Below are 20,508 nucleotides of genomic sequence, written 5' to 3' on the forward strand. Positions count from 1 at the left end.
CACCGGTGTGCTGGGGAAGTCAGCCGCTCAGGGCTGCCAGAGTGACGTCCAGGTCTTGGGTCTTGGGCTGGTTGTGGGGGAGTCTGGCGAGGATCTTGGCCATGCCGCAGGTGTCGGTGAGGGCGGAGAAGACCAGGCCGCCGGCGACACCCGCGGAAAGCCAACGCGCCGCGTTCCAGCGTTGTCCGGCGATGAGGCCGGTCAGGACGAGGGTTCCGGCGGCGAGGCGGACCTGGCGGTCCATGGCCCAGGGGGCGCGCAGGCCTGCGGACTGGTCGGTGTCGTGGCCGAGCCGGGTCCAGGCGGTCATGCCGCCGCTCAGGGTCGCTGCGGTGATGCCCTGATCGGCGAGGCGCCGGCAGGCGGTGGCGGAGCGGGCGCCCGTGGCGCACACGATGAGGAGGGCACTGCGGCCGGCGGCGGTCTGCAAGGCGGGCAGGGCCGTCTCGAGGTGGTCGAGGGGAATGTTGTGGGCGCCGGGCAGGTGGCCGGAGGCGTACTCGCCCGGGGTGCGGACGTCGATCACGGTCAGCTCGTTGAGGCGGGCGTTGGCCTGGTCGGGGGTGAGAGTGGGGGGTGTCACGAGGGATTTTCCTTCGCTCGGTTGGGGTTACCCCTTCGATAGGATACCCGCGGGGGTATCTCGAAGGAGTGTGGATCGTGGAACTGGCGATGGCGGCTGAGGAACTGAAGGCGGTGGTCAACCGGCTGCGTCGGGCGCAGGGCCAGATCGCCGGTGTGATCAAGATGATCGAGGAGGGGCGGGATTGCGAGGACGTGGTCACGCAGCTCGCGGCGGCCTCCCGGGCGTTGGACAAGGCGGGTTTTGCGATCATCGCGACCGGTCTGCAGCACTGCCTGACCGATGCGGACATGGCCGCTTCCGGTGACCGGGAGCAGATGCGTGTCCGTCTGGAAAAGTTGTTCCTTTCTCTGGCCTGAACCGGGGTTCGGCCGCCTGGCCCCCCGGCAGGCCGGGGTCAGGCGAGGGCGTCGATCAGCATGAAGGCGGCCACGGCCAGCAGGACGATGGCGAAGGTGCGTTGCAGACGGGTGCCGGTGACCTTGGTGGCCAGGCGTTTGCCGTCCCAGGCGCCGAGGATCGCGGCGCCGGTGAAGGGGCCGACGAGCGCCCAGTCGATGCCGGCGGTGGTGGCCCCTCGGGTGGCCAGGGCGGCGAGAGAGTTCGCGGATATGACCAGCAGGCTGGTGCCCACGGCGGCCTGCATCTCGAAGGCGAGCACACCGACCAGGGCGGGTACGGCGAGGAAGCCTCCGCCGACGCCGAGCAGCCCGGTCAGCGCCCCCAGGCCGGCTCCGGTCCCTGCCGCCTTCGTCGGCCGCACCGTCGTGGTGCGATCGCCGTCGCTCTGCGGGCGCCCGGGCCGCAGCATCTTCACGGCGGCGAGAGCCGCGATGGCGGCGAACGCGGCGGTCAGCAGCGGTTGCGGCAGGCGGGATGCGGCGGCCCCGGCCGCGGCGGCGGGCAGGAGTCCGGCCACGGCGAACAGGGCACCGGCCTTCCAGCGGACGTTGCCGGCGCGGGCGTGGGCGTACAGGGCGGTGAGCGAGGTGGCGGTGACGATGATCAGGCTGGCGGTGGTGGCGGCGGCCGGGGTGAAGCCGAGCAGATAGATCAGCGCCGGGACGGCCAGGACACTGCCGCCTCCGCCGAGCGCGCCGAGAGCGAGCCCGACCACCGCCCCGGCGACCAGGGCCAGGACCAGCGCGCTCACACTATGACACCGGCGCCGCCCCGACCGCCGGTGACCGACAGGCCCTCACACGGGAGGGCCTGGGCCTGGGCGGGGGTGAGGCGGCCGGGGCCGCGCCGAAGAAACGAGAACATCGTGGATCACCTTCGTACGGGTGGTGCGGAGGGTGCGGGTCAGCCGGTGTTACCAGGCCAGGCGAGGCCAGGCCAGGGCCAAGCCATGGCCGGCCGGGCCAGGGTCAAGCCAGCGAGGCCGGACCGGCCAAGGTCAAGCCGGCACTGCCGGGCCGGGGACCAGAGCCGGTCCCGCCTCCCTCGCCGCGTCGAAGCCGTCGTCGACAGCGACCACGTCACGGCCTGCGGCGTCCAGCAGCGACGCGGCGATCGCCGCGCGCATCCCGCCGGCGCAGTGGACCCAAACCGTCCCGCCCGGCACCTCATTGATGCGGCCGTGCAACTCGTGGATCGGGATGTGGACCGACCCGTCGATGTGGCCGCCCGCGCGCTCGGAGTGCCTGCGGACGTCGAGTACGACCACGTCCTCACCGCGCTCGCGCACCTGCGCGAGGTCGGCGAAGCGGGCACGGGGGAAGGAGGCGAGTTGCTCGCCGGCCCGGACCCAGCCGGCCGGGTCGCCGGTGGCGGCGGCCGCCGGTCGGTCGATGCCCACCCGGGCCAGCTCACGCTGCGCGTCGGCGACCTGCTCAGGGGTGTCGGCGAGCAGGGTGACGGGCTTGCCCCACGGGATCAGCCAGGCCAGGTACGTGGCGAGCTTGCCCTCGCCCTCGAAGTTGTATGACCCGGCCACGTGTCCCTCGGCGAACGCGGTACGACTGCGCAGGTCCACCACCCACTCACCCGCGGCCAGCCGGGAAGCGATCTCCTCGCCGTCCGCACGCCGCGGCGGGGTCAGGTCGAGCGGCGCGGGACCGGCAGCGTTGGCCGGGCCCATGTGCGCGTAGTACGCGGGCACGTCCTCCAGTCCGGCGAGCATCCGCGCGACGAAGGTGTCCACGTCCAGGGTCAGCGCGTCGTTGGTCCTGCGTTCCTTGCCGATCGTGGTCGCGTCCCCCTCGGCCTGTGAGGAGGAGCAGAAGCTGCCGAACCCGTGCGTGGGCAATATCGGCACCTCATCGTCCAGTTCGTCGGCCAGGCGGTGTGCGGAGGCGTGCTGGGCGCGGGCCAACTCCTCGGTGAGCCGTGGTTCGACCAGGTCCGGACGGCCCACGGTGCCTATCAGCAGCGACCCGCCGGTGAACGCCGCCACCCCGCGCCCGTCCTCGGTCAGGGCGTAGGAGGTGTGATGCGGGGTGTGACCGGGTGTGGCCACGGCGCGCAGTACCAGGCCCTCGTCCACCGGGAAGGTGTCGCCGTCGGCGACCGGAGTGCGGGCGTAGGAGACCGATGCTTCAGCCGGTACGAGGTAGTGGGCGCCGGTCACGCGGGCCAGCTCCAGACCGCCGGTGATGTAGTCGTTGTGCACGTGGGTCTCGGCGACGTACGCGATCCGCACCCCGCGCCGTGCGGCCGCGGCGATGACCTGATCGATGTCACGCGGCGGGTCGATGACCACCGCGGCACTGGGCCCGCCGGCCAGGTAGCTGCGGTTGCCCAGGCCCTCGATTTCCAGGGTGTCGACGAAGAACACGACTACGACTCCTCTCGAACGCATTACCCCGGGGGGTATCGGGTGTTCACTCTAACAGTGATACCCAGGGGGGTATTCCGTAAGTGGAGGACACCCCGCCCCGGTGCCACCTCGACCGGCTCGGGTACCCGGCGGCGTACAGAGGAAGCAGCCGTTCAGTCGACGTGAGAAGTGCTCATCGCAGCCAGCGTTGCCAGTTCCCCTGCCACGGTGTCGGCGATCAGTCGGGAGTCGCCGGGGCGGAGGTGGCTGACGACGGTGAGCGTGTAGGTCTCCGCGGTCTGGACGAGGTCGAGGTTGACGGTGCCGGGTGGGGGGAGAGGAGGCAGGGCCGTGATGCCGGTCAGGCGGCGGCCGTGGAGGTGGCTCGGGCCGCCTCGCCACTTGAACGCCGTGCACACCGCTGTGCTCACATCGGGCTGGATCATGCGCCTGGTGAGCGTTGTGGTCAGCCAGGGTGCCGTGCGGCAGATGCCTTCGAGGACGGGCAGGGCCGCGCGGTGGGCCTGGCATCGCCGGTTCGCGGTCGAGAGCAGGTCCTGGCAGGTCAGCAGGCGGTCGGCCGGGGAAACGGTCTCCACGGGCAGCGGGACGCGGATGGCGGTGGTGAGGTTGCCGAGCGTCTGCGCCTCGGACGGGCCGCGCAGGTCCACGGGCACTCTCGCGTATAGGGGCGCGGCGTCGCGGGACCGGGTCGCAAGGGTGTCGTAGCAGGTGGGCAAGGCCCCGGCCAGGGCGCTGAGGAGGAGCTCGTTCAACGTCGAGCCCCGCCCGGTCGCAGGCTGCCGCCGTGCCGAGCGCATCACGCCGGGGTCGAGCCGGGCGACGGTGGTGGAGGGGCGGCATTCGCCGGGTGCCGGCGGCAGGGGCTGTCCCCGGCCGCTGCTGGCATGCCACTCCCCGAGGAGGTCGGCGACCGGGACGCGGGGCCGCGGCAGCACCGGGGCGGATTTCGGTGCACGGACGCGGATGTCGGCCTCGTCCATGAGGAGGCGAAGGAGGATGGCGAGGGAACCGCCGTCGAGAAGCGCGTGGTGGGCCAGCAGCACCAGGGATTGCTCGCCGGTCGGTGCGGGTTCGGGCACCAGCAGCTGCCAGGGGGGCCGGTCGGCAGGCAGCCGCCGCACGGCCGCCGCGGCCAGGAGCGAGGGCAGTTCCTGTGCGCAGGCGGTGACGTGTGCGGCCGGATCGAACGGCCCCGCGAACGCCCAGCGGTGGCCGGACAGCGCCGGCAGCCGGGAAGGCGGCTGCAGGATCTGGTGCATCCGCTCCAGCCCACCCCACCGCTCACCGACACGGCAGCGGAGTTCGGTCAGGTCGAACGGCTCGCCCGCGTACAGCGTGGCAGTGCCCATGGTTCCGGGCAGCCCGGGGCGCAGGAAGCTTGCCTCTTTCCCTGACAGCCGCATGCGGATCCTCGTGTGCTCGTGATGGGTACGGTCGGTGTTTCCGGTGCGGTCGGCGGGTCACTTCCGGGGGGCGTCGAAGACGAGGCAGGCGTTGTGGCCTCCGAAGGCGAAGCTGGTGCTGAGGGCCGGTCCGGCGGGCAGCTTGCGTGGCCGGTCGGTCACGAGGTCCACGTCGCACTGCGGATCGAGGCGCACGGTGTTCGCGGTCGGCGGCACGATCTCCTCGTGCAGTGACAGGCAGGTGATCACGGCTTCCAGGGCTCCCGCCGCCCCGAGGGAGTGCCCGGTGACCGACTTGCTGGCGGTCACCGGGACGGCGGCGGGGCCGAACAGGCCGCTGAGGGCGCGTGCTTCGGCCACGTCGTTCAACGCGGTGCCGGTGCCGTGCGCATTGATGTGCGTGACGGCGTCGGCGGGGGTGTCGGCGTCGGCGAGCGCCCGTTCCATGCACGCTCGCGCGCCGGTGCCTTCGGGGTGCGGTGCCGTGAGGTGATGGGCGTCGGAGGTGCTGCCGTATCCGGTGAGGGTGGCGTAGATGCGGGCGCCGCGGTCGCGGGCGTCATCCAGCCGCTCCAGCACCAGGAAGGCCGCGGCCTCGGCGAGCAGAAAACCCTGCCGGTCGGTGTCGAAGGGCCGCAACGCGCGGGCAGGGTCATCGCATTCGGTGATCATGGCACCGGACCGTCCGAAGGCGAGCGCGGTCGTCGCGGTCATCGGGCTTTCGTGGCCGCCCGCGATGACGACGTCGGCGCGCCCGGCCCGGATCATCTGCATCGCCTCGCCCACCGCATGGCCGCCGGAGGCACAGGCCGTGGAGAGAGTCAGTGTGGGGCCGGTGGCGTCATGCTTGGCACTGATCCAGTGGGCGCCGGCGTTGGCCATCATCCGGGGCACGTACGGTACGTCGGGCCCTCCGATCCCGGCCTCCTGGGCGATCACTCCGCCATAGGCGGTACCGGTGACGACCGCCCTGCGGCCTGCGGGGGCATGGAGGCCTCCGGCATCCGCGACGGCGTCCGCGGCGGCGCACACCGCCATCTGCACGGACCGGTCCGTTCGCCGCACTTCTTTGTAGGTGAGGTAGCCCTCCGGCGTGAACCCGGGCATCGGGCACGCGGGGCGTACGACGGTGCCTTCGGCATCGAAGGCGTGCATCTGGGCCGGGCAGCGGGAGGCGAGCAGGTTCTCCCACAGCGCGCCGACACTCGCTCCTGCCGCGCAGCGGACACCGAGGCCCGTGACCGCGACGGCGCTCTGCTGAGTCATCCGGTGACCACTCCCGGGGCACGGGTGGTGCGCAGCCGCTCGGTGAGCTCGGCCAGGTCGCCCACCGTACGTACCGAGGCGGGATCGACGTCTCTGAGCGACACGTTGAAGTGGTCCTCCACGGCAGCCCGGAGTTCGGTGATGTCCAAACTGTCGGCTCCGAGGTCGGCCACGAGCCGGGCTTGCGGCACGACGTCCCGCGCCGGCACGGACAGGCAGTTCGCGCACAAGGCGCGCAGCTCATCCCAGTGGTCCAACTCTGCTGTCTCCACGGTGTCTTCCTTTGTTCTGGTGCTGTCATCAGGGGCCTGGTCGGTGTGGACCGGCGTGACCGGCGTGCTCGCCCGGCTCTGTCATCCCCGCCAAGGTGTCGATCTCCTGGGCGACGGCGTCGGCGAGCCGGTCGGCGCTGCCGGGAAGCAGGTGGCACACCGCGGTCAGCGCGCACGCGCCCGGCGTCTGCATCAGCAGAAAGCTGGCACCGCCCGGCCGGGACAACGGGGGCAGGCCCACCATGTGCCCCAGCTCCCGGCCTTGGAAGGTGGTCGAGCGGGTGCGCCACTTCGCGGTGGTCGTCACCGTCGCCATGTAGGACGGCCGGCCTCCTCTGCCGGTCAGCCGCGCGCCCGCCCACGGCGCCATCCGCCGGACGCGCTCCGCCAGGGGGAGCAGCACGCCGGCGTGCACGCCGGCTCGTTCGGGCACCGCCTGGAGCGCCCCCTGGCAGACCCGCAGGCGGGCCACCGGGTCGGTGAGGCCGAGGGGCAGCGCGACCCGAATGGCGGTGACGACGTTGCCCAACTCGTCCTGGTTCTCCCGCCTACGCAGGTCGCACGGCACGCACGCGTACACCGGCCGCGTGGACGGCCAGTCCGTCAAGGGGCCGAAATGGGTGCGCAGCGCTCCGGCCACCGCGCTGGTCAGCAGCTCGTTCGGGGTGGCGCCGCGCGTGCCCTCGGGGTGTCGGCCCGCGGCGCGCAGCGTGCTGACCGGCAGCAGGCGGACGGCGACAGAGGGCTCCGCCCGGTCAGGTGAGGGCAGGGGGAGGATCTGCCCGGGTGAGGCCAGCGCCTTGAGCTCCCGGGCCACCGCGGCCAGGGGGGTGCGAGGCCGGGGTACGAGGCCGGCCTTCCGCGCAGGGTCGGCGCCGTCCATCAGTACGCGCAGCGCAACGGTGAGGGAGTGCCCGTCCATCAGCACATGCTGTGCCACCAGCGCCAGCGCGAAGCCACCTTCTGTTCCGCCCCTGACGAGGTACAGCCGCCAGAGCGGCACCCCGTCGGGCGGCGGGCGGTCGACCAGATGGGCCCACAGCTCGTGCACCGCACAGTCCGCGTCGAGAACGTGCTCATCAGGGCGGAACGGTCCCGGGACGGCCCAGTGCGCGCGGCGCCCGTCCTCGTCGGCGCCGGGCGAGAAGTGGAGCACCTGGTTCAACCGGGACAGGCCCGTCCAGCGTTCGGCGACCCGCTGCCGGACCTCCTCCATCGAAGGCGGTTCCCCGGTGAAGACCGCCGCCAGTCCCGTGACACCGGAGCAGCCGTTGCGCAGGAGCATCTCGTCGGCGAGGGACAGCCTCATGAGGTGCACCGCCTATCTGTCTTCCGTCTGTCCGTCTTCGGTCTGTCTGCCTTCCATCGGTGAACCGCCCCGACGCCGGGAGGTGCAGAGGAGAAGCTCATGGCCTTCCACGTCGTGGCTTTCCACGTCGATCAGGCACGTCCATGGCACCGCCACCGGCCCGGTGTACGAGACCGGAGAGGGGCCGGTCATCAAACCGGCCGCTGAACGCGGGCACGCCCTGCGCGAGCAGTGCCAGTTCTCGCCCCAACGCGTCGGCCAGGTCACGGGCGTGGCCCTCAGGGGTGTGGCCCGTCACGGTCAGGGTGAAGGCGCGCGCGTAGTCCGTGAGCGTCAGGCGGACCGTTCCGCGGGTCTGCAACGGCGCCAGCGGAATCACCCGCTCCAGCGCCGCACCGTCCAGGGACCACGGCCCGCGCGGCCAGGTGATGACGGTGCAGGCCACGGGGGCCCAGCTCGGCAGAGCGGCGGGAATGCTGACCAGGCGCAGCGCCCAGGGCCCGATGCGGGAGGCGGTGTTGACCAGGTCGAGCGTGGCATGCGCCCGTTGCAGGGGACCGAGTCCGGCCAGCAGCTCACGGCAGGCTCGCAGCCGTTCTCGGGGGTCGTCGACCGCCACGGGCAGGGGAAGTCGCGCCACGGAGAGGAGGTTGCCGAGCTCTTCGCTCTGTTCTGGTGTGCGCAGGTCGACGGAGAACATGCCATAGAGCGGGCGAGCCGAGCCGGGCCAGCGCTCCGGGGGACCGTGCACGGCACGCAGGGCGCCCGCGGACGCCGCGAGCAGCAGTTCGTTGAAGGTCGCGCCCATCCCCGGCAGGGCCCGGCGAGCCGCTCGTACGGTATCGGTGTCCAGGCCACTCCAGGCGAAGTCCCTCTCCGAGCGGGCCGGTCCGCGAAGACGTGGCAGGGCACGCCCGCACCGCAGGGTGTCGAGCGACCGGCCGGCATCCCGAGACATCGGTGCGGCCCGCACACCGCGGTGCGCGGTGCCGCCGCGTTCACTGCCGCCGTCCAAGAGCCTGCTCAGCATGCGTTCCAGGGACCGTCCGTCCATGAGGGCGTGGTGGGCGGTGAGGATGAGGGCGAAGCGCTCCTGCGACCCCTTTTGACCGGGGCGGACCAGCAGCAGCCGCCAGGAGGGCCGCCCGCCGGGCACCGGCTGGGTGATCAGACGGGCGAGCAGTCCCGTGAACGGCTCCTGTCCCATGCCGTCACTGGGTACTTCCGCGCGGACCTCGGCGACATGAGTGCCAAGGTCGACGTCCTCACTGTGGTGCCAGCGGTGGCGGCGCAGCCAGGAGGGCTGCCCGGGCGGCAGCAGGACACGGCGCAGCTGCGGAATGCCGTCCCACCGGTCGGCCACGCGAGTGCGCAGCTCCGCAAGAGAGGGAGGTACTCCGGTGAACAGCAGGGCCATTCCGATGGGGGGTGCGGGACGCGCGCCGATTCCGGCGAGGAGTTCATCGAGGGGCGACAGAAACACACCCTTGCTCATCGTGTGAACCGCGTTTCCATCTCCGGGCCGCTCGGGGCTTCTTGACCACTGCTCGATGTCATGGTGCCGTCACCTCCGCACCAGCGGCGCACGCGCTGTTGATGGCGGCGGCAACCTGACTCAGCGTCGTGTCCAAGGTGATGTGATCGTGACTGAAGGGCAGGCCGGTCCGCTTCTCCAGGGCGACGGCGAACTCGACCTGCGCCAAGGAATCCAGGTCCACGTCCTCCATCGTGGCCTCGGGCTTCAAATCACCCTCAGGGCACCCGAATTCGCCGATCAGGATTTCCACGACGATGCCGTATCCCGTGTCCACTACAAACTCCTCGCGACGTCGTTCGAACGGACTGCTGCTCTCGGTGCGCAACTTCCGATTCTGCCCGGGGGAAAACCGTGCACTGCGCCAACAGGGGGCCTTTCACTCCTAAGAGGCCCCCGCCGCGGCACAGTGCGTGGGCCAGCCCCCTGGGCTCCCGCCCTTCACCACTCCACAAGCAGCCGTATGAGCCCGCGGGTGAACAGGCCCTCCTTCCAGGCGACGGCCTGTGGCGGCCCGTCGGCCAGACGCAAGGACGGGAAGCGCCGCAGGAGTTGCGCCAGGACGATCTGCAGCTGGAGCCTGGCGAGCGGCGCGCCGGGACACCGGTGCGCGCCGTGACCGAACGTCAGGTGGGTGGCGGAACGACTCTGCGACATGCCGCCCCACGGTTCGGTGAAAACGCTCTCGTCCCGGTTGCCGTGCAGCAACGACACCACGACGGCCTCACCGGCGGCGACCGTGACTCCGCCCAGCCGCACTGGTTGCGTTGCCACCCGGGTCAGACTCACCGGGGTGGAGGGCGTGAGCCGCAGTAGTTCCTCCGCCGCCGCGGGCAGCAGCTCGGGCCGTCGGCGCAACTGCCCGTACGCGAGCGGGTCGGACACCAGGGCGAGCGCCGCCAGAGCGATCTGACCGGCGGTCGTCTCATATCCGGCCGTCAACAACGTCAGGCCCATGGTGGTCAGTTCGGCCGACGACAGCCTGTCCTCTTCGTGTGCCTGGATCATCGCGGTGAGGAGGTCGTCGGCCGGTTCCTGGCGTCGGCGCTCGATCAGACCCGCCATATAGCTCACCAGCCGGACGCGGTGTCGTGCCTTTTCCTGGCGTGTGCCGTGCGTGCAGTCGAACACCACTTCCACGTGGTCGCGGAAGCAGTCGCTGTCCTGCGCGGGGATGCCGAGCAGCGAGCACAGCACGCCGCGTGCCAGCGGCAGGGCCAGACCTTCGCTGAGGTCCGCGGGTGGCCCGGCAGCGATCAGCCGGCCGATGGTCTCGTCGGCCAACCGCTCGATGGACGGGCCCATGAGCGCTGTCCGGCGGCCGGTGAACGCACCCGCCACCACGCGCCGCAGCCGCGCATGGTCGGCGCCGTCCATGCTCACCATCGACTGCGGCGCGGGCTGGACGTCGACCAGCTTCGGCGCCGTGGCCCCGGCGGCAGCGACCCGGCTGAATCTGTCGTCCGCCAGCACGAGGCGCCCGAGGGCGTGGTCACGTACGAGCCACACCTTGTCGCCGGTCGGCGCCGTCACACGAGCAACGGCTCCCGGGGATTCTGTCAGGAACGCCGGCAAGGGCCCCAGCTGATTCACCTCGATACGCGGGGACGCGGACGCCGATTCCACCGATTCCATGGCCTTCCAACTCGATCAGAAACGTCCGCTGCCCGCGGTTCGCAGGGTACGCCGCGGCGCGTTTGTCCCCCGGTACGAAAATCGGCAGCGGGCCGCGGGAATCCGCCTGGAGCTGTATACCGGCTAGCGGCGACAATAACAACCTTTGGGTGTGCAACCGCCGTTGTGTGTACAGGTGTTAGTGCTCGCTGGGTACGGGATTGTGTGCTTCCGGACGTGCCGTACATAAATTAGTGCGATTTTCTTTTGTCAGCTTTCAAACGCTGCCCCTGTTGTTCTGGGCCACGCCTCTGCTTTGACCCCATCTAGCGGACGTCTTCCCGGCCCACCTCCCTCAGTTCGCCGCCGTCCGCGACATGTGCCCGTACCGTCACGCGGGCATCCCGTGGGGCACGTACTGCCAGGGAGTGGCCGCGGTTTTTGGCCTTGACGTCGCCGGTGACGGAGATGCGCGTGACCTCGCGGCTGCCCGCCGCCAGGAGGAATCGGTGGCCGGACGGCGCCGTCCAGTGGGTCGAGGCCACGACGTGCTGGCCGAAACGGCTGCAGGCGGCGGTGGATCGGGCCCGGCCGACGACCTTCGCCGGCGCGGTCGTCGAACCCGTGGACGTATGGAATTGGAGCAGTACGCTGCCGGGGCCCCGCCAGGTCGAGGCGCGCGTGCAGGACCACACGGCACGGCTGTCGCTCTCGGGCAGGTCCTGCTCGGCGAAGTCCCACTGGTTGACGGACCGCACGCCGTCGCCGCGCAGTTCGGGGAGGCGGCACGCGCCGCGGGCCCAACTCAGCAGCGCAGCCGTGCTGGTGGCCTCGCGCGGTTGGCGGGCCGGCGCGCCGGCCCCGGGGAGCGGGGTGTAGCTGAGGTGCGCCGGGGTGAGGCCGCCCAGGTCGGTGACGAGGAACGCGTGTTTCTCCACGATCTTGTTGGATGAGCGGAGTTGCAGCGCCGGCAGGGCGTCGCAGGTGCCCGCTGCCGACGGCTCGTCGACCGGGTCGGTGAGGCCCTCGCGGGATACGTGAAGCGGGCGCGCGGGCGAGTTCGGTCGCAGCAGGTCACGGGTGTGGGCCTCCGCGATCCACGGAGCCGTGAGGTAGCGGACCTTGCCGTCCGCGCGGACGACGGCGAGTGCTGCCGCCGTGGTCACGTCGGAGTCATCGGCACGGGAGAAACTCAGCGACGCGGGCGCCGACCCGGAGACCGGCTCACCGTAACGGACCACCCGGCGGCCGTCGTGGAACAGCACCACACGCTCCCGGCCCACGACCCCGGCGTACAACAACTGCGTGCCCGTGGGCGGGGGTTCGGTGGCGGTTGCCGGGGCGGCGCTGATGCGGGTGCCGCGCGGCGGATCCGTCCAGGTGGCGAGGGCCCGGTCGAGCAGGGCGCGGTCGTCCACGCGGGAACCGCGGGCCGGCCATGCGGTGAAGTCCACGCGTGAGGTGTCGGCCCAGGCGCCCGGCGCGGTGCGGAGCAGTTCGTCGGCGCCGAATGCGGGGCGCCCGCCCGTGGGCCGGTGCGGCTCCTCCCGGTCCGCCGTACCGAGCGACGCCAGCGCCACACAGCTGATGGCGGCGATCCCCGCGGCACATCCCGCGAGACGGAACCGGCGTCGGCGACGCAGCAGATCGGTGGGCCGGGTCTGGACCGAACAGGCGTCGAACTCCTGCGACCGCAGAAGCGTCCCCGCCGCCGTCTCGCCCACCGTCTCATCGACGCGCCCGGCGGCATCCAGCGCTTCCGCTGGGTCGGCCACGCCGGTGGCGGTCAGCAGTTCCGCGACATTCGCGCGCGGCACCCCGTCGAGCCTGCTCAGGACGAACGCCGCGCGAGCGGGCGCGGACACCTCTGAGAGGAGCTGCGCGAGCGCGATCTCCTCGGTGCCGCCCGCGCGCGGGAACAGGCGCAGGCCCCAGACGACCGGCAGGGTCGGACGCAGCGTGCGGGGCGGCGGCAGGTGCTTCGGCCACCCGCGCGGCCGGCGCTCCTGCGCCAGGGCCGCGCTCAGCACGCGTGCCGTCACCCACGCCGTGCCCGTACCGGACCAGGAGGCGCTCGGCCGCCGCGTCCCGCGCCGCGACGAGCCGTTCCCCGACCTCGGCGACGGGACCCTCGGCCCTGCGAGCCGGGCCCGGAAACCGGGCAGTGCACGCTGGACCAGGGCGTGCGCGATGAGGACGCGGCGGTGCCGGCCATGGGTGCTGGGGAGGGTGAGGTAGGCGAGGCGTACGAGGCGGGTGTACTGCTCGACGATGATGGCCTCGGCGTGGTCGAGGGCCACCGGCTCGGATCCTGAGGCCCGGCGCCGCTGCGATGGGCTCGTCGTATGCCGTGTGCTCATCGAAGAAGGGGCCTTCCGAAGACTGACTGCGGTCCGTCCTGACCACGGTCAAACGAGTGAATCGTGGGATGGTCACAGCTGGGGGCGGGGGCCCGGGGTGTTTGTCATCGGCCCAGCCCGCACAAGGGCCTATGCGCCCTATGTGGGAGGCCACTTGGGCCGGTAAATCGCAACTTCGACATGGGCCGCCGGAACGTTTACCTTCACCTGGCCGTCGGTGATCGCCCACGCCTAACGCCTATGGCCTAACGCCAACGCCTCACGCTCCGCGAATCGGCATCCGCGCCCCCATGCGTGAGCGAGCCACCGAACCACCGAACCGGGTCCCCATCAGGCACCCCTCGACCACGGAGAGACGCATGCCCCATCTTGCCCTGTACACATTCGGCGTCCTGAAGTCACCTCTCGCCGATCCGGCGCCCCTCACGCGCGAGTTCCACGACAGCGCTGAGCCCGTCTACCGGACGATCAGCCGGCACCCCGGATATCTCGGTCACGCTGAAGTGAGAGAGGGCAGCCGTGGCTCGCACTTCGACCTGGACTGGGGTGCCTGGGGCAAGTTCGCCGTACCGACCTGGTACGGCAAGGGCCACACGGTGGAAACCACCGCCTTGGCCGCCACGCTCTCACTCTGGACCGACCTGGACTCCGCCTTCGACGCCATCTACACCGGGCTGCACCGCGAGGCGTTGAACAGGCGTTACGACTGGTTCGAGAGGACCGGACACCCGAGTCACGTGTTCTGGTGGGTTTCCAAGGGCCCGATACCCACCTGGCAGGACGGGGTCTCCAAGCTGGAGCACCTCCACGACCACGGCTCCGCACCGCACGCTTTCACCTTCCATCGCTCGTTCGCCCCGGACGGAACCCCGACCAGAATCAAGGACATGGGACCGAAGAGCGACCAGGTGCGGTGACGCGGAAGCGAAGCCTGAACGAGTGGTCGTGCCCCGCGTAACCCGCTTGCTGCTGGGCGCTGTTGCTATTCGGTGACACGGAAGACAGAGCTGTGACGTACGAGAGGGCAACGAGTACGCGGGGTCGCGGGTCGTAAGTGGCGTGGGATCGAAGGGCGGTGCAGACCGCCTGCCCGAACAAGCGGGCCGACCAAGTGAGCTGGGGGAAACAGTGAAGAAGAGCATGCGCGTGAACAAGGGACTGCTCGTCGTGGGCGCCGCGCTGGCGGCGGCCGGTGTCGCGGCCGGTACGGTCCCGGCGGCCGCAGCCGATGCGCCCTACTTCCTCGAGCCGTCCGAACTGCCGCCGCACGCCTCGTCGGAGTGGACCGCCGGGCCGGTCACGGCCGGGCAGCCCGCCGCGCTGCCGATGTGCGTGGGCGAGGCGCTGCCGTCGACCTCCGTACACCGCGAATACCGCACCGACCTGGACACCACCGCGCTGCAGGTGACCGTCGTCGAGCGCGACGTACAGCGCGCCAAGGACTTCGCCGCCCTGCTGCGCAAGGACCTCGACGGCTGCGCGAAGAAGGTCATGAAGCAGTACCCGGACATTACCGCCAAGCAGAAGTACTACGGCAAGGTGAACGTCGAGGAGGGCGCCTACGTCTACGGCGTCCACACCACCGCCACCTGGGGTGCCTCGGACATCAACATGTTCTCGGTGGGCCGTGACGGCCGGACCGTGACCCTCGTGCGGTGGGGGCAGATGGGCGGCTTCGCCGACGCCCAGGTCGCCGACTTCAAGACCACGACCGCGACGGCCGTCAACAAGCTCTACTGACGGCTGACGGCTGGCGGTCGGCTGCTGACTACTGGCTGCTGGCTGCTGGCCGATGACCGGGGAAACCGCGCCCGGGACCGATCTCGGCATCCCCCTCAGGGGGTGGGACAATCAGCCCGCAAGACCGCGCCCGTGCCTGCCCGGCGGTGCGCTGGTCGTGTTGCACGAGGATTCGGCCGGGGTGAGGCCGGGGGCCGGAGTCGTACCGGCCCCCGGTGGTGGGGAGGGACCGACGGTGGTGGAGTGGCGGTACGTCGCCAGGGGCGCAAGGGCTGTTCCGGAGCCCATGGCCACGCCGTTCGTCTGGACGACGGCCTGCTCGGGCTCCCTGGTGCTGGTGATCACCTTCGATCTGCTCGGCGCGCTCGACCGCACCGGGCTCGCCCTCGCGGCGCTCTCCGTCCTGGCCGCGCTGCTCGGCATGCTCGGGCGGTTCGTCGCGGCGCCGGGGACGGCCGTGCTCTGCTGGGCCCTCCTGAACGTCGCCGCTGCTCACCCCACCGGGGAGCTCTCCTGGGCCGGACACCGGGACCCCGGCTGGGTGGCGTGTCTGCTGGCCGCCGCCCTCGTCGGCACGGCGACGGCCCGGGTCTGGTACGCCCGGGCTGCGTACCGCCGCATCACTCCGTTCGACGGGACGACCTGAACCCGTGGGCTGGCGCTGACGCTGGCGTGGGGCTGCCCTTGCGCCGGACGGGGCGGCGGCATCAGCGGCTTCGGCGGTTGGACCAACATCGCCCGTAAGTGCACTAGGTGAAGATCCTCTGAGGCCGGATCGTGATCCGCGGGTGCACAACTCCGTATGGATCCCGCCTGTCTGAAAGGCCGCCGGAGGAGGGTCTCCGGCGGCCTTTCGGTACAGAGATACAGAGATGGATCGGGGATCAGGTGGGAAAGAAGGTCTGGAGAGCTGTCGTGGCCGGAGGCGCGGCGGCTGTGTTCATGGGCGTGGCCGCGGCGCCGGCCGGGGCGGCCGAGGGCGGGGTTTCCTTCACCCGCGTCCAGGTGAACGGCGGCAAGGCGATCGTGATCGGCGTGTCCGAGGAAGTGGCGGTGCCCACCTCCTTCCGGATGGCGACCACCCACAAGTGGAAGTGGCCGGCGGTCTTCCTGTACCGCGGCAATACGGGTGACCGGCTGTGGCACGCCATCGAAACGAGCGACTGCCACGAGGCAGGCTCGGGCGTCTGTGACTTCAACGAGACGATGTACTTCGACCCCAGTGTGTGGGACATGCGCAACAGCGAGGCCGGAGCCTGGAAGGTCGCGGCCGAGGTCTCCTTCAAGGGCGGCGGCGGTGACACGGACGACAAGGGCCTGACCGCCTACGTCAAGCGCAACTCGCGCCTGAGTGTGAACGCCGCGCCCGAGCCGGTGTCCAAGGGCAAGACCATCACCGTGACCGGCAAGGTGAAGCGGGCCAACTGGGAGACGAAGAAGTACGCCTCCTACGGAAGCCGCCTGGTGAGCCTGCAGTTCAAGCCCAGTGGCTCCACCTCCTACACCACGGTGAAGAAGGTGCACGCCAACGGATCGGGTGCTCTCAGGACGACCGTAAAGGCGTCCAAGACGGGCGCGTGGCGCTGGGCGTATTTCGGCAACACCACCACCGGGCCGTCGACTTCGGCCGCGGACAACGTCGTGGTGCGGTAAGAGCCCGTCCTAAATCTCACGCCGTGCTCAGCGGGCCGGCCGGCCAATCGACTGTTGCTTGGCCGGCCGACCATCGGTCCCGGGCCGAGGCCGGCGTCCACGGTCGGGATCCGCGCCGACGGCGTGGACGCCGCGCTCGCTCGTCGGTACGGCAGCCTCGCACGCTTCCGGTCGGCGGGCGGCAAATCCCCGCCCGCGCCTTCCGGAATGCGGCCACCGGCCGTCTCTCACGTGCTTCAGGAGCCGGGGCGCGCGGTGGCAGAAGCGAGGCGCGTCCTCTGCGGCGCGCACTGACCTCGCATCCCGCCACCCCACCTCGCCCTCCCGCCTCCGCGTGTCTCGCCCCCACCCATGCTTTGCATGACCATGCGCGATGATGCATACTCTTCCCATGTCTAAGGTCCTCACCTCCCTTCCCGCCGGCGAGCGCGTCGGCATCGCCTTCTCCGGCGGTCTCGACACCTCCGTCGCGGTCGCGTGGATGCGCGACAAGGGCGCCGTCCCCTGCACCTACACCGCCGACATCGGGCAGTACGACGAGCCCGACATCGCCTCGGTGCCCGGCCGCGCCAAGACCTACGGCGCCGAGATCGCGCGCCTGGTCGACTGCCGTGCGGCGCTCGTGGAGGAGGGCCTGGCCGCGCTCACCTGCGGTGCGTTCCACATCCGCTCGGGCGGGCGTGCCTACTTCAACACCACGCCGCTCGGCCGTGCCGTCACCGGCACGCTCCTGGTCCGGGCGATGCTCGAGGACGACGTCCAGATCTGGGGCGACGGCTCGACCTTCAAGGGCAATGACATCGAGCGGTTCTACCGGTACGGCCTGCTGGCCAACCCGAACCTGCGGATCTACAAGCCCTGGCTGGACGCGGACTTCGTCTCCGAGCTCGGCGGCCGCAAGGAGATGTCGGAGTGGCTGCTCGCCCACGAGCTGCCCTACCGGGACAGTACGGAGAAGGCGTACTCCACCGACGCCAACATCTGGGGCGCCACCCACGAGGCGAAGACGCTGGAGCACCTGGACACCGGCGTGGAGACCGTCGAGCCCATCATGGGCGTGCGGTTCTGGGACCCCGAGGTCGAGATCGCCGCCGAGGACGTGACGATCGGCTTCGACCAGGGCCGTCCGGTGACGATCAACGGCAAGGAGTTCGCCTCCGCGGTCGACCTGGTGATGGAGGCCAACGCCATCGGCGGCCGCCACGGCATGGGCATGTCGGACCAGATCGAGAACCGCATCATCGAGGCCAAGAGCCGCGGCATCTACGAGGCGCCGGGCATGGCCCTCCTGCACGCCGCGTACGAGCGCCTCGTGAACGCGATCCACAACGAGGACACCCTCGCCCAGTACCACAACGAGGGCCGGCGCCTCGGCCGGCTGATGTACGAGGGCCGCTGGCTGGACCCGCAGGCCCTGATGGTGCGCGAGTCGCTGCAGCGCTGGGTGGGCGCGGCCGTCACCGGCGAGGTCACCCTGCGGCTGCGGCGCGGCGAGGACTACTCGATCCTCGACACCACCGGCCCGGCCTTCAGCTACCACCCGGACAAGCTGTCCATGGAGCGCACCGAGGACTCGGCCTTTGGCCCGGTCGACCGGATCGGCCAGCTCACCATGCGCAACCTCGACATCGCCGACTCGCGCGCCAAGCTGGAGCAGTACGCGGGGCTCGGCCTGATCGGCACGGCCGACACCTCCATCGGCGCCGCCCAGGCCGCCGCGACCGGCCTCATCGGCTCCATGCCGGAGATGCCCGAGGGCGGTGCCCAGGCCATCGCCTCCCGTGGCGAGGTCTCCGCGGACGACGAGATGCTCGACCGGGCCGCGATGGAGTTCGGCACGGACTGACCCTCCACGTGTGCCGGGGGCGACTGCCCTCCGCGGCACCGTGCGCACGGCATGAGGCCGGTGTGACGCCCCCGAGCGGGGCCGCGCACCGGCCTCTCGGCATTGCGGGACCGGGCGGGCGGGGCCGGGCCGGCCCCACACCACCCGTACGAGCGGACTTGGAAGTGGTGTCGTTGACGGCGTCATCGCCCCTCCCGGGAGGTCCGTAGCCAGCGACCCGCCGTGGGCCCGCCCCCACCCCGGGCCGCCTTGGGCCCGCGACCTGCGCAGAAGGCCACCCGCAGCCGCCATTGAAGGTCCCGGCGCCCCATGCAGGCCCCTTCCGGCATCCGTTTCACGGATGTGAGCCCCCGAACAGCGGGGTTTTACGCAGCTGTAGAAGTGTGGCTAGGGTGCCGAGGGCGCGGGGGGTGCAGGGCACCGACGCGACCCGCGCGTCTAGCGGAGTAACACGCGTGTCTCGTGGGGCAACACGCGCGTGCGTCTCGGGTACAGCGCTGTACGGCGGGCCTCAGGGCGGCACCGAGCGCAGGCCCAGGTCCACTGTGGGAGGCATCTTGAAGGAGACGTCCCGGCCCGCGGGCCGTCATGCGATGCCGCTCCCGCCGCAGCGCCCCGTCATTGCTCCCGACCCGACGGCCCCCACCGCCCCCGCGGCCCACCGTCGGACGGATCCCGGCGCCGGCACGACCGCAGCCATAGCCGCAGCGCCTCAGCCGGCCAAGCGGCGCGACGCCTTCTTCGACAACGCCAAGTACATGGCGATCGTCCTCGTCGCCATGGGGCACGCGTGGGAGCCGCTGCGCGACGACAGCCGGGCCGCCGCCGCGCTGTACATGATCGTCTACGCCTTCCACATGCCGGCGTTCATCGTCATCTCCGGGTACTTCTCGCGCAGCTTCGACGCGAGCCCGAACCGGATCAGGCGCCTGGTCACCGGAGTCGCCGTACCGTACGTGATCTTCGAAGTCGCGTACACCTTCTTCAAGAGGTGGGCGGGCGGCGACCCGGACCATCCGATCAGCCTGCTCGACCCCTGGTACCTGACCTGGTTCCTCGCCGCCCTGTTCATCTGGCGGCTCACCACCCCGCTCTGGAAGGTCGTGCGCCGGCCGCTGCCCCTCGCGCTCGCCATCGCCGCCCTCGCGTCCGTCTCCCCGGACATCGGCGACGATCTCGATCTGCAACGCGTCCTGCAGTTCCTGCCCTTCTTCGTCCTCGGTCTCGTCCTGAAGCCGGAACACTTCCGCCTGGTGCGCCGCAAAGAGGCGCGCCTCCTGGCCCTGCCGGTCTTCGCCGTCGCGCTCGCCTTCGCCTACTGGGCCGCGCCCCGGATGAGCGCGGCCTGGTTCTACCGCCGCGACAGCGCCCAGGAACTGGCGGCGCCCGGCTGGTCCGGCGCCGTCATGACGCTCGCGCTCTTCGGCTGCTCACTCGTGCTCGTCGCCTGCTTCTTCGCCTGGGTGCCGGGGCGCAGGCTCTGGTGCACGGCGTTGGGCGCGGGGACGCTCTACGGCTATCTCCTGCACGGGTTTCTCGCCAAGGGCTCCCGCTTCTGGGACTGGTACGCAGCCGACTGGCTCCACCGGCCGCTCGGCGAGATCACCGTGACCCTCGTCGCCGGCACAGTGATCACACTGCTCTGCACGCCACCCGTGCAGCGCGTCTTCCGCTTCGCGATGGAGCCGAAGATGGAATGGGCGTTCCGGCGGGACGCGACCGCCCTCGCCAAGGCCCGCGGACACGGCGGAAGAGCCGAGTGAGCCGCCCGGCCCGGCCGCCCGCCGTCCATTTCGCGCGCGTCCCGGAGACGCTGCCCGCGGGCCGCCAGGCCCTCACCATGCTGGACCCCTGCGACCGGCCGGTGGGCTGTCTCGAATTCCAGGTCTGCCACCCGTGCCGGCTCGGCTACATCGGCAACATCGCCGTCGCCACGCATTGGCAGGGCCAGGGCCTGGGGCGTCACGCCCTGCACACCGCTCTGACGCCGTGCGCGGGCTACTCCTGGTCGACATCACGGCAGTCCGCCGACGGCAAGCGCTTCTTCGCCACGATGGCCGAAGAAACGGAAACGGCGTTTCCGGCGACCGGGGTCCGATGCCCGCACATGGCGCCGTGACCTGTTACGCGTGCGATGGGGGCC

The 20,508-nt window shown here is 71.1% G+C and carries 19 protein-coding genes; 8 read left to right on the top strand and 11 right to left on the bottom strand.

Translation table 11 applies throughout. The features are described 5' to 3' along the window. Window positions 1-19 precede the first annotated feature (19 nt). The gene (locus ACZ7DY_RS34610; RefSeq protein WP_471142718.1) at window positions 20-583 is read right to left on the bottom strand and encodes a rhodanese-like domain-containing protein; all 564 of its coding nucleotides are present in this window, start codon (window positions 581-583) and stop codon (window positions 20-22) included. Window positions 584-660: 77 nt separating this feature from the next. Here ACZ7DY_RS34610 and ACZ7DY_RS34615 point away from each other — a divergent pair, with 77 nt between their 5' ends. Next, a complete protein-coding gene (locus ACZ7DY_RS34615; protein WP_471142720.1) occupies window positions 661-942 on the top strand; it encodes a metal-sensitive transcriptional regulator in 282 nt (93 codons plus the stop codon). Between the two features lie 38 nt (window positions 943-980). Here ACZ7DY_RS34615 and ACZ7DY_RS34620 read toward each other — a convergent pair whose 3' ends face one another. The 10 genes from ACZ7DY_RS34620 to ACZ7DY_RS34665 form a co-directional block, all read right to left on the bottom strand. Further along, window positions 981-1,736 carry a sulfite exporter TauE/SafE family protein gene (locus ACZ7DY_RS34620; RefSeq protein ID WP_471142722.1) on the bottom strand — a complete coding sequence of 252 codons (756 nt, stop codon included), beginning with the start codon at window positions 1,734-1,736 and terminating at the stop codon, window positions 981-983. A gap of 246 nt (window positions 1,737-1,982) precedes the next feature. Next, window positions 1,983-3,362: a rhodanese-like domain-containing protein gene (locus ACZ7DY_RS34625; RefSeq protein ID WP_471142723.1), complete on the bottom strand. Its 1,380-nt coding sequence runs from the start codon at window positions 3,360-3,362 to the stop codon at window positions 1,983-1,985. A gap of 155 nt (window positions 3,363-3,517) precedes the next feature. Beyond that, window positions 3,518-4,717, bottom strand: coding sequence for a wax ester/triacylglycerol synthase domain-containing protein (locus ACZ7DY_RS34630; protein WP_471142725.1), 1,200 nt, complete (start codon window positions 4,715-4,717; stop codon window positions 3,518-3,520). Window positions 4,718-4,828: 111 nt separating this feature from the next. After that, the gene (locus ACZ7DY_RS34635; protein ID WP_471142727.1) at window positions 4,829-6,037 is read right to left on the bottom strand and encodes a beta-ketoacyl-[acyl-carrier-protein] synthase family protein; all 1,209 of its coding nucleotides are present in this window, start codon (window positions 6,035-6,037) and stop codon (window positions 4,829-4,831) included. Next, complete coding sequence (locus ACZ7DY_RS34640) at window positions 6,034-6,309, bottom strand: acyl carrier protein (protein WP_471142730.1); 276 nt, start codon at window positions 6,307-6,309, stop codon at window positions 6,034-6,036. The genes ACZ7DY_RS34635 and ACZ7DY_RS34640 overlap by 4 nt, the downstream gene beginning before the upstream one ends. 28 nt (window positions 6,310-6,337) lie before the next feature. Next, window positions 6,338-7,618 carry a condensation domain-containing protein gene (locus ACZ7DY_RS34645; protein WP_471142732.1) on the bottom strand — a complete coding sequence of 427 codons (1,281 nt, stop codon included), beginning with the start codon at window positions 7,616-7,618 and terminating at the stop codon, window positions 6,338-6,340. 97 nt (window positions 7,619-7,715) lie between these two features. Beyond that, the gene (locus tag ACZ7DY_RS34650) at window positions 7,716-9,113 is read right to left on the bottom strand and encodes a wax ester/triacylglycerol synthase domain-containing protein (RefSeq protein ID WP_471142735.1); all 1,398 of its coding nucleotides are present in this window, start codon (window positions 9,111-9,113) and stop codon (window positions 7,716-7,718) included. Window positions 9,114-9,171: 58 nt separating this feature from the next. Next, window positions 9,172-9,480: an acyl carrier protein gene (locus ACZ7DY_RS34655; RefSeq protein ID WP_471142738.1), complete on the bottom strand. Its 309-nt coding sequence runs from the start codon at window positions 9,478-9,480 to the stop codon at window positions 9,172-9,174. A 113-nt stretch (window positions 9,481-9,593) separates the two neighbouring features. Beyond that, window positions 9,594-10,685 carry a cytochrome P450 gene (locus ACZ7DY_RS34660; protein WP_471142740.1) on the bottom strand — a complete coding sequence of 364 codons (1,092 nt, stop codon included), beginning with the start codon at window positions 10,683-10,685 and terminating at the stop codon, window positions 9,594-9,596. A gap of 407 nt (window positions 10,686-11,092) precedes the next feature. Continuing rightward, a complete protein-coding gene (locus ACZ7DY_RS34665; protein ID WP_471142743.1) occupies window positions 11,093-13,126 on the bottom strand; it encodes a hypothetical protein in 2,034 nt (677 codons plus the stop codon). Window positions 13,127-13,485: 359 nt separating this feature from the next. Between ACZ7DY_RS34665 and ACZ7DY_RS34670 the strand changes: the two genes are divergently transcribed. The 7 genes from ACZ7DY_RS34670 (at window position 13,486) to ACZ7DY_RS34700 (ending at window position 20,484) form a co-directional block, all read left to right on the top strand. Further along, a complete protein-coding gene (locus tag ACZ7DY_RS34670; RefSeq protein WP_471142746.1) occupies window positions 13,486-14,043 on the top strand; it encodes a DUF3291 domain-containing protein in 558 nt (185 codons plus the stop codon). Window positions 14,044-14,266: 223 nt separating this feature from the next. After that, the gene (locus ACZ7DY_RS34675) at window positions 14,267-14,866 is read left to right on the top strand and encodes a hypothetical protein (protein WP_471142749.1); all 600 of its coding nucleotides are present in this window, start codon (window positions 14,267-14,269) and stop codon (window positions 14,864-14,866) included. 286 nt (window positions 14,867-15,152) lie between these two features. Then, window positions 15,153-15,512 carry a hypothetical protein gene (locus ACZ7DY_RS34680; RefSeq protein WP_471142751.1) on the top strand — a complete coding sequence of 120 codons (360 nt, stop codon included), beginning with the start codon at window positions 15,153-15,155 and terminating at the stop codon, window positions 15,510-15,512. Window positions 15,513-15,754: 242 nt separating this feature from the next. Further along, window positions 15,755-16,519: a hypothetical protein gene (locus ACZ7DY_RS34685; protein WP_471142752.1), complete on the top strand. Its 765-nt coding sequence runs from the start codon at window positions 15,755-15,757 to the stop codon at window positions 16,517-16,519. Window positions 16,520-16,910: 391 nt separating this feature from the next. Beyond that, a complete protein-coding gene (gene argG, locus ACZ7DY_RS34690; RefSeq protein WP_471142754.1) occupies window positions 16,911-18,365 on the top strand; it encodes an argininosuccinate synthase in 1,455 nt (484 codons plus the stop codon). A gap of 557 nt (window positions 18,366-18,922) precedes the next feature. Beyond that, window positions 18,923-20,128, top strand: a complete 1,206-nt coding sequence (locus tag ACZ7DY_RS34695; RefSeq protein ID WP_471142757.1) for an acyltransferase family protein — start codon at window positions 18,923-18,925, stop codon at window positions 20,126-20,128. Next, window positions 20,125-20,484, top strand: a complete 360-nt coding sequence (locus tag ACZ7DY_RS34700) for a GNAT family N-acetyltransferase (RefSeq protein WP_471142759.1) — start codon at window positions 20,125-20,127, stop codon at window positions 20,482-20,484. The genes ACZ7DY_RS34695 and ACZ7DY_RS34700 overlap by 4 nt, the downstream gene beginning before the upstream one ends. The last annotated feature ends 24 nt before the right edge of the window (window positions 20,485-20,508 follow it).

Source organism: Streptomyces sp. NPDC037013 (genome assembly GCF_055607265.1).

Excerpts from the sequence above, each read along its gene's own strand:
- ACZ7DY_RS34630 (WP_471142725.1), bottom strand. The coding sequence starts at position 4,717 with ATGGGCACTGCCACGCTGTACGCGGGCGAGCCGTTCGACCTGACCGAA.
- ACZ7DY_RS34635 (WP_471142727.1), bottom strand. The coding sequence starts at position 6,037 with ATGACTCAGCAGAGCGCCGTCGCGGTCACGGGCCTCGGTGTCCGCTGC.
- ACZ7DY_RS34645 (WP_471142732.1), bottom strand. The coding sequence starts at position 7,618 with ATGAGGCTGTCCCTCGCCGACGAGATGCTCCTGCGCAACGGCTGCTCC.
- ACZ7DY_RS34650 (WP_471142735.1), bottom strand. The coding sequence starts at position 9,113 with ATGAGCAAGGGTGTGTTTCTGTCGCCCCTCGATGAACTCCTCGCCGGA.
- ACZ7DY_RS34665 (WP_471142743.1), bottom strand. The coding sequence starts at position 13,126 with ATGAGCACACGGCATACGACGAGCCCATCGCAGCGGCGCCGGGCCTCA.
- ACZ7DY_RS34670 (WP_471142746.1), top strand. The coding sequence starts at position 13,486 with ATGCCCCATCTTGCCCTGTACACATTCGGCGTCCTGAAGTCACCTCTC.
- ACZ7DY_RS34675 (WP_471142749.1), top strand. The coding sequence starts at position 14,267 with ATGCGCGTGAACAAGGGACTGCTCGTCGTGGGCGCCGCGCTGGCGGCG.
- ACZ7DY_RS34680 (WP_471142751.1), top strand. The coding sequence starts at position 15,153 with ATGGCCACGCCGTTCGTCTGGACGACGGCCTGCTCGGGCTCCCTGGTG.
- argG (WP_471142754.1), top strand. The coding sequence starts at position 16,911 with ATGTCTAAGGTCCTCACCTCCCTTCCCGCCGGCGAGCGCGTCGGCATC.